The organism is Xinfangfangia pollutisoli (assembly GCF_020179405.1).
In the GTDB taxonomy this organism is placed as follows: Bacteria; Pseudomonadota; Alphaproteobacteria; order Rhodobacterales; family Rhodobacteraceae; genus Pseudogemmobacter; species Pseudogemmobacter pollutisoli.
Map to the genome: position 1 here is coordinate 1 of NZ_JAICBZ010000019.1, position 2,330 is coordinate 2,330.

Sequence of the window (2,330 nt, forward strand, 5' to 3'; positions counted from 1 at the left end):
GCGGATCGCGCTGGAACTGGCCGATGCCGCGCGCGAGGTGACCGAGGCCGCGACAGGCACCGAGGGCCATGTGCGGATCGGCTCGGTCACCGGGCCGGCGCTGGACCGGGTGCTGCCGGCGGTGCAGCGCATCCGGGCCGGCCATCCGGGCCTGACCTTCGAAATCACTGTCTCGACCTCGCCGCCGCTGTGCGACCAGCTGCTGGCGGGACGGCTGGATTTCGCCATCGGCCGGCTGCTGGATCCGGCGCATGCGCGCAGCCTGCAGATGCAGCCGATCCGCGACGAGCCGCTGGCGCTGATCGTGCGCCGCGGCCATCCGCTGCTGCTGCGGCCGCGGATCAGCCTGGACGAGGTTCTGGCCCATGAATGGGTGATGCCCGAGGATGAGGCGCTGATCACCCGCACCGTGCTGGACCGGCTGGGCGCGCTGGGTCTGCCCGCGCCACGGCGGCAGGTGTCGACGGCGTCCTTCCTGTTCACGCTGGCGATGCTGAAGGCCTCGGACGCGGTGGCGCCGCTGGCGCAGCCGGTGGCCGAGAATTTCGCCTCGGGCCCGGCCACGCCCTTTGTCGAATTGCCGATCGACCTGGGCTTTCGCGTGCCCGCCTTCGGGCTGATCCGCCGCATCGACGCGGCCCTGACCCCGGCAGCCGAGCGGCTGGCCGAGGCGATCCTGCAGGCCTAGCTGGGCGAGAAGCCCGCGACCAGCTGATGGCGGTCGCCCGGATAGGTCAGCCGGGCAAAAGTGACCGGCCGGCCTTCGAATTCGGTGCGGCGGGCGATTTCCAGGCAGGGCGTGCCGGGGCGCAGGTGCAGCGCGGCGGCCAGATCGGCACTGGCCGGCACGGCGCGGATCACATGTTCGGCCGCACTCCAGGGCACTTGCTGCAACAGCCAGGCCCCGGCCGGCTGGGCAGCGAAATCGGCCGTCTCGGCCTGGGGCACCGCGCCAAGATGGATCAGCCGCGCCTCGTGGCAAAAGGGCAGACCATCGGCCAGATGCAGCGCTTCCAGCGCCAACACGCGGAACGGCGCCTCGTCGGCCGGGCGCAGCGCCTTGCGGTCGTCTGGCCCCGCCACGCGCAGGCTGCGCGACAGCAGCCGATAGCCGTAATCCTGGCCCAGCCCGCGGATTTCCTCGCCGATATTGGCGATCTCCATCACCGCCGATTGCATCCGCGGCGTGGCCACCACCGTCCCCAGCTTGCGCCGCCGGTCCAGAAACCCTTCACGCGTCAGTTGGCCCAGCGCCTTGTTCATCGTCATGCGCGAGACGCCGAAGGCCTCGGCCAGGTCGGTCTCGAAGGGAATCCGATGCCCGGCCGGCCAGGCGCCGCGCAAGATACGCTCGCGCAGGTCGGTGACGATCCGGTCGTGCAGCGTGGGTTCGGCCAAGTCAGTTCCCCAGGATCGAGGGCAGGCGCAGCCCATGCTCCTTCGCGCAGGCGACGGCGGTTTCATAGCCCGCATCGGCATGGCGCCAGACGCCCGAGGCCGGGTCGTTCCACAACACGCGCTCCAGCCGTTTCGCGGCTTCGGGCGTGCCGTCGGCCACGATCACCACGCCGGCATGCTGCGAAAAGCCCATGCCGACGCCGCCGCCATGATGCAGCGACACCCAGGTCGCGCCCGAGGCGGTGTTGACCAGCGCATTCAGCAAGGGCCAGTCCGACACCGCATCCGAGCCATCCTTCATCGCTTCCGTCTCGCGGTTGGGGCTGGCGACCGAGCCTGCATCCAGATGGTCGCGCCCGATCACGATCGGCGCCTTCAATTCGCCCGAGGCCACCATTTCGTTGAACATCAGCCCGGCCCGGTGCCGGTCGCCCAGCCCGATCCAGCAGATCCGCGCCGGCAGGCCCTGAAAGGCGATGCGGTCCCGCGCCATGTCCAGCCAGCGATGCAGATGCGCATTCTCGGGGAACAGCTTCTTCATCGCGGCATCGGTCTTGTAGATGTCTTCCGGGTCGCCCGACAGCGCGCACCAGCGGAAGGGGCCGATCCCCTTGCAGAACAGCGGCCGGATATAGGCCGGCACGAAGCCCGGGAAGGCGAAGGCATTCTCCAGCCCTTCCTCCTGCGCGACCTGGCGGATGTTGTTGCCATAATCCAGCGTCGGCACGCCCGCAGTCCAGAAGCCGACCATCGCGGCCACATGATCGCGCATCGAGGCGCGGGCGGCGCGTTCCACCGCCTGCGGGTCGGTCTCCTGCTTGGCCTTCCAGTCGCCCAGCGCCCAGCCGGCGGGGCAGTAGCCATGCAGCGGGTCATGGGCACTGGTCTGGTCGGTGACGATATCGGGGCGCGGCCCGCCCGCCTGCATGCGG

General features: G+C 70.2%; 3 protein-coding genes. 1 reads left to right on the forward strand and 2 read right to left on the reverse strand.

All coding sequences use genetic code 11. From position 1 onward, the window contains the following. On the forward strand, positions 1–688 hold a 688-nt coding region (locus K1Y73_RS08170; RefSeq protein WP_225027784.1), incomplete at its 5' end, for a LysR substrate-binding domain-containing protein. On the opposite strand, the gene K1Y73_RS08175 is transcribed toward K1Y73_RS08170, so the two are convergent. Next, a complete protein-coding gene (locus K1Y73_RS08175; RefSeq protein WP_225027786.1) occupies positions 685–1,398 on the reverse strand; it encodes a UTRA domain-containing protein in 714 nt (237 codons plus the stop codon). The two genes, K1Y73_RS08170 and K1Y73_RS08175, sit on opposite strands and share 4 nt — an antisense overlap. A 1-nt stretch (position 1,399) precedes the next feature. Further along, positions 1,400–2,330, reverse strand: a 931-nt coding sequence (hutU, locus tag K1Y73_RS08180; RefSeq protein WP_225027788.1) for a urocanate hydratase, incomplete at its 5' end; no start/stop codon positions are given.